At 71.6% G+C, this 7,168-nt stretch carries 8 protein-coding genes; 5 read left to right on the top strand and 3 right to left on the bottom strand.

Annotated features, from left to right (window positions below):
- Positions 1-73: 73 nt before the first annotated feature.
- The 3 genes from Z052_RS10010 to Z052_RS10000 all read right to left on the bottom strand — a co-directional run bounded on the left by Z052_RS10010 (position 74) and on the right by Z052_RS10000 (position 2,810).
- The gene (locus Z052_RS10010) at positions 74-1,063 is read right to left on the bottom strand and encodes a hypothetical protein (protein ID WP_089307607.1); all 990 of its coding nucleotides are present in this window, start codon (positions 1,061-1,063) and stop codon (positions 74-76) included.
- A gap of 90 nt (positions 1,064-1,153) precedes the next feature.
- Positions 1,154-1,996 carry a translation initiation factor eIF-2B gene (locus tag Z052_RS10005; protein ID WP_049929463.1) on the bottom strand — a complete coding sequence of 281 codons (843 nt, stop codon included), beginning with the start codon at positions 1,994-1,996 and terminating at the stop codon, positions 1,154-1,156.
- A 79-nt stretch (positions 1,997-2,075) separates the two neighbouring features.
- Positions 2,076-2,810 carry a DUF726 domain-containing protein gene (locus Z052_RS10000; RefSeq protein ID WP_094519386.1) on the bottom strand — a complete coding sequence of 245 codons (735 nt, stop codon included), beginning with the start codon at positions 2,808-2,810 and terminating at the stop codon, positions 2,076-2,078.
- Positions 2,811-3,071: 261 nt separating this feature from the next.
- Between Z052_RS10000 and Z052_RS09995 the strand changes: the two genes are divergently transcribed.
- The 5 genes from Z052_RS09995 to Z052_RS21230 all read left to right on the top strand — a co-directional run bounded on the left by Z052_RS09995 (position 3,072) and on the right by Z052_RS21230 (position 7,159).
- Complete coding sequence (locus tag Z052_RS09995; protein ID WP_049929465.1) at positions 3,072-3,548, top strand: hypothetical protein; 477 nt, start codon at positions 3,072-3,074, stop codon at positions 3,546-3,548.
- A gap of 400 nt (positions 3,549-3,948) precedes the next feature.
- On the top strand, positions 3,949-4,887 hold the full coding sequence (gene mch, locus Z052_RS09990; protein ID WP_049929466.1) for a methenyltetrahydromethanopterin cyclohydrolase: 939 nt from the start codon (positions 3,949-3,951) through the stop codon (positions 4,885-4,887).
- Between the two features lie 21 nt (positions 4,888-4,908).
- Positions 4,909-5,436 carry a hypothetical protein gene (locus Z052_RS09985; protein WP_094519387.1) on the top strand — a complete coding sequence of 176 codons (528 nt, stop codon included), beginning with the start codon at positions 4,909-4,911 and terminating at the stop codon, positions 5,434-5,436.
- A gap of 78 nt (positions 5,437-5,514) precedes the next feature.
- The gene (locus Z052_RS09980; protein ID WP_049929468.1) at positions 5,515-6,708 is read left to right on the top strand and encodes a potassium channel family protein; all 1,194 of its coding nucleotides are present in this window, start codon (positions 5,515-5,517) and stop codon (positions 6,706-6,708) included.
- Positions 6,692-7,159 (top strand): nuclear transport factor 2 family protein, encoded by a 468-nt coding sequence (locus Z052_RS21230; RefSeq protein WP_049929469.1) that lies wholly within the window; start codon positions 6,692-6,694, stop codon positions 7,157-7,159. The genes Z052_RS09980 and Z052_RS21230 overlap by 17 nt, the downstream gene beginning before the upstream one ends.
- The last annotated feature ends 9 nt before the right edge of the window (positions 7,160-7,168 follow it).

Here is a 7,168-nt window from a genome sequence, read left to right as displayed (position 1 = left end):
CCCCAGACCCGCCCTACCTTCATAAACAATCCGGTAGTTTGGAGTTTCCGCCGGTCCGGGGCGCCCGGGAGAGTCAGCGGCCGCGGGCGATTCGTCCCCCGACGCGGTCCTTATCGGCGCGGATCCGGTCTGCGACCTCCGCGATCTGGGCCAACACCGGGTACCGCGGCCCGTCGGTCGGGCCGTAGAGGTAGGCGTAAAACGGCCGTTCGCGGTCGGCGTCGAGCGGCGTGCGCGGCGTCAACGGGGGATCGTCTAACGAGCGCTGTCGGTCGGCGGCGAGGTCGTCGCACTCCCCTTCGAGTTCCGTCAGCCGGCTCCAGACGTCGACGGCGGCCTCGGCCTCGCAGCCGGGTCGGACCCCGTCTAAGTGACCGAGCAGCCGGCGGCGACGGCGGTCGATCGCCGACAGCGCTGACTCCCTGTCGCCGATCGCGTCGATCTCTTCGTCGATCGCGTCGGCGAGGCGTTCGCGTGCGTCGACGGCGCGGCGGCTCCGGTCGACGAGCGCCGACTGCGCGGCGCCCGAGAGCCCCCCGTCCGACGCCAGCGCGGTCACGGCGTCCGGACCGAGTTCGGCCGCCAGGCTCTCCGCGGGCGTCTCGTCGTACTCGGCCCGGTAGTGGGGGAGCGACAGCACGGTGTCGTCGTACGCGGCCATCACCCGTCTGAGGCTGACGCTGCTCCCGGGCGATCCGCCGCCGGGGCCGCGCGCCCCGTCGCCGGGAGCGCCCATTCCGCGGAGCGAGCCGGCCGGCACGCCGGACGGCGTCGAGTCCGTCGCGGCCGAGATGGTGTCGATGTCGGCCACGCGGTCGGCGAACGACTCGAACGCGTCCCGCTCGTCGAGGACGCGGCGTCGCTCGCGGTGACAGGCCGCCTCGGCGTCCCGGACGTACGCGAACGCGACCAGCGCGGCGAGACCGACGATCGCGACCGCCGTCAGCACGCCCGGATCGGTCGCGACCGCCCACAGGTCGCACCAGCCGCTCGAACACCCCGCCGCCGTCACCCCCTGATCGGGGATCTGAAACACCGTCGTCGAACCCGTACGAACGCTCATTACGCCTGTTAACACGGTACACACACAAAGCGCTTTTGTCCGCTCGACGGGGTTCGCCGGCAGCGCTCGTCTTCTCGCCTCGTCGGGCCCTCAGTCCCGGACGCCGTCGTCGGTGATCACGGTGTCGATCATCCCGATCGGGGTGGCGTCGTAGCTCGGGTTCTCGATCTCGACGTCCTCGACGGGTTCGCGCATCACCTCGACGGCGTCGCGGAACTCGTTCTCGAACCGGAACTCCTCGATCGTCTTCGCGCCCGAGCCGACCGCGGTGACTGGGACGCCGAGCTCGCGCGCCGTGACGACGAGGGGGAACGTGCCGATCCGGTTGTAGTAGGTTCCCCCGGTAATACAGGTGATACCGAGCAGGACGCGGTCGCAGTCGCGGAGCGCGTACCCCATCGCGCTGTCGACGACCATGCGGACGTCGACGCGGGACACCCCGGCGAGAATCCGCGCGGTCTTGCGGCCGAGCGTCCGCGGGCGCGCCTCGGTGACGTAGACGGTCAGGTGCGCCCCGTCGCGCGCGGCGTTCTCGATCGCCTCCAGCACCGTCGTGGAGTAGTCGTGGACGAGCAGCGTGTCGCCGTCCTCGATGTGCTCGGCCGCGTTGGCGGCCGCCTCGCCCTTCGCCGTCTCGATGTCGTCGACGACGCGGGCGATCACGTCCTCCAACAGCTGCTTCGCGCCCTCGACGCTCGTCGCCTCGCCGACGATGGATCGCTCGACCTCGCGCATCGCGTTGTGGAGCGCGGCGTGGGAGGGGTTCGACCGGCGCAGCACGCCCGCGTTGTGTTCGAGGTCGCGCTCGAACTCGTCGACGGTCACGTACTCCCGGTCTAACAGGTCCGCGAGCGACCGCGTCGCCTTCACGGCCACCGCGGACGTGCTGTGGGTCCGCATCGCCCGGATCTCGGCGACGGTCTCGTCGATCATGCCCGAAGGGTCGACCGCGCCGGTAAAAGGGGTTCCGGGGGCGAGTCGGCGGCGAGGCGCCCCGGAGTGCGCCGTCGCACTACTCGAACCCGATCCGGCCGATCGCGCGCGACAGACAGCCCGCGTCCGGTTCGAGGTACGAGTAGTGGTCCGCCACCAGATCGCTGACGTCGATGTCGGCGTAGCCGTCCGGCGCGGTCGCGGCGCCGGACAGCCCGCCGTGGCCGACCGCCCGGGTCCGGTCGGAGGCGCGGTACACCCACCCGAGGACGCGGTCGTTCCGGCTGTGGAAGTTGTAGAGGGGCGCGTCGAGCGCCCCAATTGCCGCCCCGTACGCCCCGTCGGTCCCGACGCTGTCGTGCGGGATCGCCCCGCCGAACAGCGACACCGACGCGAGGGCGTCCGTCCGCCCCCTGTCCGCGAGTTCGCGCAGCGCCGCTCCGGTCACGCGAGCGCCGAGCGAGTGCGCGAACAGGTGGACCGGACGGCCGTCCTCGTCCGCCCACGCCGTCAGCCAGTCGGCGAGCGGGGCGGCGTTGGCGTCGGCGGTGCGCTTCGCCGGTCCCCAGTCGTCGTTCGACGACCACGAGTAGCCGATCACGGGCGGGACGCTCGCCGCCGCGTCGTCGCCGCCCGCCGAGTCCGACGCCGCCGCCAGCCCCAATCGCGCCGCGTACGCCTGATCGCGGGCCGACTCTGCGTCCGCGCCGAGGCCGTGGACGTACAGGACCACCGCGTCGCTGCCGCCGAACTCCCACGACCCCGAGCGCGTCGTCGGCTCGTCGGCGTCGAGCCGCCGTCGGGTGGAGACCATCGGCTGTGACTCGGGCGCCTCGTACCCGCCGAAGTCGCCGTCGAGCGCGTTGGCGACGTACAGTCCGCCGCCCCCGAGGAGACCGACGCCGCCCGCGACGCCGTAGAGGAGCCGGCGGCGGGTAACGGGGCCGGACGAGTCGTCCGATGCGTCCGAGCTGTCAGGAGTGGTATCGGATGAGATGTCGAATCGTCGGCCCGAGCGATCAAATAGCTGACGCGGCGGCGACGGCTGTTTATAAACGGGTCCCCTACGAGACGTATGAGCTACCCGGTCACGTACTACTGTCCCCACTGCGGGACGCTCGTCGCGCTCGAACGCGAGGGGTACCTCGCGGACAAGTCGGTGACGCCGTACCCGCTGGAGGGGTGGACGTACGTCGCGCCGACCGAGCCGTTCGACGCCGACGAGGCGACCGAAGACGGCGACACCGCCGACGCCGACGGCGTCCGGTTCGTCTGCGGCGAGAGCGACGGCGTCGAGTGGGACCCGCACGACGGCGTGCGCGGCACCGACGTCGGCGGCGACGAGCCGTACCGCGAGCCGGACGCCGAGGGCGTCGGCTGCGGCGAGGCGTTCTACCTCTCGTTCGTCCGCTACGACGAGGGGCGCGAGATCGACCCGCGGGCTGAGTCTGCCCCCGTCGAGATCAACCCCGATCCGAGACCGAGCGGGCCCCGCGGTCCGAGCGGCCCCGGCGAGGCCGGCGGCCCGAGCGACTCCGACGGCTTCTGGTGACGACTCGGAACGCTCGCTTATATCCGGCTCACGAAGCATTTCGGTCGAACGCTCCCGAAATCGCGCTCGCTCAATTCTAAATAGTCGCTGGTGGACCGGCGACGGACACCGGCAAAGCCCCACCGGAAGACGTTCCTGCTCGCTTTGCTGCGCGGGCTGCGACTTCCGTGCTCCCGCTCGCTTCGCTCGCGGGAACGCGCAGCACCGCAGCCTCACACCTCCCCAGCCGCGTCGCTCGCCGCGGGCGAGCGACTCCCTCGCGCGTGCTCCTCACGCCCTGCGGGCGTTCGGAGGCACGCGCCACCGCCTCGGTTGTTTATAAGTAACGTCCACCGGATCTCTTGCGACGCCCCGAGCCGAACAGCCAAACCCCTTAAACGGGGAGCGAGTACGCTCGTTTATGGAAAGCATCAATCGGACTGCGATCGAGCTGGTCGACGAGGCGCTCGACTTCGCCGGCGAGCTGGATGTCGTCGGCTACGAGCTGGACAACGGCGCCACCGTCGTCGACTTCGGCGTCGACGCGGCCGGCGGCGTCGAGGCGGGACTCCTGCTCGCGGAGATCCAGACCGCCGGGCTCGCGAACCTCCAGACGCGAATGGGCCGGCTCGCCGGCGCGCCGCGCCAGTACGTCGAGCTGTCGACGGACCACCCCGCGGTCGCGCTGCTCTGCTCGCAGAAGGCCGGCTGGGAGCTGACGACCGAGGGCGGCTTCGAGGGGCTGGGTTCCGGCCCCGCCCGCGCGCTCGTCGGCCGCGAGACCGAGTTCGAGCGCGTCGGCTACTACGACTCCTCCGAGTTCGCCACGCTGGCGGTCGAGTCGACGGCGCTCCCCGACGAGGAGGTCGCCGAACAGGTCGCCGAGCTGGCTGAGGTCGACACCGACGGCGTGTTCCTCCCGACGTTCGCCACCGGCTCGACTGCGGGCTCCGTCACCACCGCGGCCCGCGCCGCTGAACTCGCCGTCTTCCGCCTGTTGGAGGTCGGCTACGAGCCCACGGACGTGCTCCACGCCTCCGGCTCCGCGCCGCTCGCGCCCCCGACCCGCGACGAGACCGAGGCGATGGGCCGGACCAACGACGCCTTGGCGTACGGCGGCGAGGTCCACCTCCAGGTCGCGCGCGACGACGACCGCTTCGGCGAGATCGTCTCGACCGCGGGCGAGGAGTACGGCACCCCCTTCGTTGAGGTGTTCGAGGACGCCGACTGGGACTTCTACGACGTTCCCGAGAGCGTGTTCGCCCCGGCGCGGGTCACCGTCGACGTCGTCGACGGCCCCGTCTACACCGTCGGTGAGACCGACGAGGAGCTGCTCGCCGAGTCGTTCGGCTACCGCTGACGCCGCGAGCGTCCCCGACTGATGCGACTCAAACCCGTCCCCGAACCCCCGGCCGACCTCGACGCCCTCCGCGAGTACCAGCGCGCGGTCCCGCTCGTCCCGGGTACCGCCGACGACTGCTGCGCCCGCCTCCGGCGGCGACGCGACCTCCCCGACCGTCAGACCGCGAACGACTGGCTCGCGTTCCTGCGCGCGCTCAACCTCGCCGAGGACACCTCTCGGGGGTTCGTCCGCGCCGACGCCGAGCCGACGCCGGAGCGCGTCCGCGAGGGGCTCCGAGAGGAGGTCCTGTTCGGCCCCGAGGCGCTCGCGGCGCTGCGGGAGGCCTCGACCGACGACCCGCTGACCGCCCCCGACCTCTTCGCCGCGACCCGCGACCGAGTTCCGCGGCACGACAGGGCCCGCGATCCCGACTGGGAGGCGACGTGGCGGGGCCGCGCGGCCCGGCTGCTGGGATGGCTCGCGCTCGTCGACCTCGCCGCGCCCGTCGGCGACGGCACGGAATCGCCAGAGGATGCGCCGGGCTACGTCGCCGGCGACGCGCTCTGACGCGGCGGTCGTCTCCTCCGCTCCGACCGTTCGAATTCCCGCAACAAGCCTTTTACTCGGTGCCGGAGAGGGAGTCATATGGGACGATTCGACGAGCGCACGGTCCGCTACGAGCCGACGAGCGTCAAGGACCTGCTCGTCGAGATGAAGGACACCGCGGAGCTGTTGATCGATCTGTCTTATTCGGCGGTTCTCCACGCGAGCCCGACGGTCGCGCACGAGGTCGTCGAGCTGGAACACCGGATGGACGTGCTCCAGATGCGCGCCCGGATGAGCCTGATGCTCGCCGCGCGGAACCCGAACGAGGCGGAGACGCTCGCGCCCGTGCTCGGCGTCATCGCGGCCGCCGACAAGGTCGCCGACGCCGCGGGCGACATCGCCAAGATCGTCACCGAGGAGATCGGGCTCCCCGAGGCGATGCGGGGCGCGCTCTCCGCGGGCGTGGAGACGCTCGTCCGCGGGACCGTGCGGGGCGAGTCCGCGTACGCCGGCCGGACGCTGGACGATATCGACCTCGAATCGGAGACCGGCGTCCGCGTCATCGCGGTCCGGCGCGACGAGGACTGGATCCTCAACCCCGGACCGACCACCCGGTTAGCGCCCGGCGACGTGACTCTGCTTCGGGGGCCCGAAGCGGGCGTCGAGGACGTGTACCCCGAGCTGAGCGGCGACCCGTTCGAGCCCGAGCCCGCGCCCGAGCCGGCGATCGACGACTTGGAGCGCGCGGTCGACTCGATCGTGTTGATGAAGAACCTCTCCGAGCTCGCCGTCGACCTCGCGTACGGGTCGGTCCTCTTCGACAACGAGGAGCTGGCCGAGGAGGTGAGCAACCTCGAGATCGAGGTGGACGCGCTCCAGTCGCGGTTCGAGGCGTGGACGCTCCGCGCCGCGGCCGAGGCCGACGACCCGGTGTCGCTGCGGGGACTCATCCACCTCGGCGTCGCGACCGAGGAGATATCCGACGCCGCGCTGGCGATCACCGAGGGAGTCCTCCGCGACCTCGACGTCCACCCGGTCGTGGAGATGGCGGTCCAGGAGTCCGACGAGATAATCACCCGGACCGTCGTCGTCGAGGGGAGCGAACTCGACGGGACCGCCGTCGCCGACGGCGTGCCCGCGACCGACATCTCGACGAGCGTCCTCGCGATCCGCCGCCCGGACGAGGGGTGGCTGGTCGGCCACGACATCGACACCACGCTGCGGGGCGGCGACGTGATCATCTCGAAGGGAACCCGGACCTCAGCCGAGGAGTTCGATGCCCTCGCGGCGTGAGGCGGACGACGCAGAGCGCGGAGCGAACGCCCCCGACAGCGGAGCGAACGCCGACGCGGACAGCAGAGCGAACGCCGACGCGGATAGCGGAGATCCGGCGGGCGAAAGCGCCGACCCCGCCGCGCTCGCCCGGGCCTACTACGACGCGATCGACGCCGGCGAGTACGAGCGGCTCGCGTCGCTGCTCGACCCCGAATTCGTCCAGCGGCGCGGCGACAGGACGTTCGAGGGACGCGACCGGTTCGTCGCGTTCATGCGAGACGGGCGGCCGAACACCGACACGACCCACGCGGTCGACCGCGTCTATCCGTCGGGTCCCGGCGTCGCGGTCCGCGGCCGCCTCCGTGACGCTGACGGCGACGTGCTGTTCGCGTTCGTCGACGTGTTCGAGACCGAGGCCGGGCGGTTGACCTCGCTTGAGACGTACGGGGCCGAGTCGTCCGACGGATAGGCCGTCTCC

The organism is Halorubrum sp. C191, from assembly GCF_002727095.1.
Taxonomy (GTDB): Archaea; Halobacteriota; Halobacteria; order Halobacteriales; family Haloferacaceae; genus Halorubrum; species Halorubrum ezzemoulense.
The sequence above is the reverse complement of the archived record's forward strand: the minus strand, read 5'-3'. Positions and strand labels throughout refer to the sequence as shown.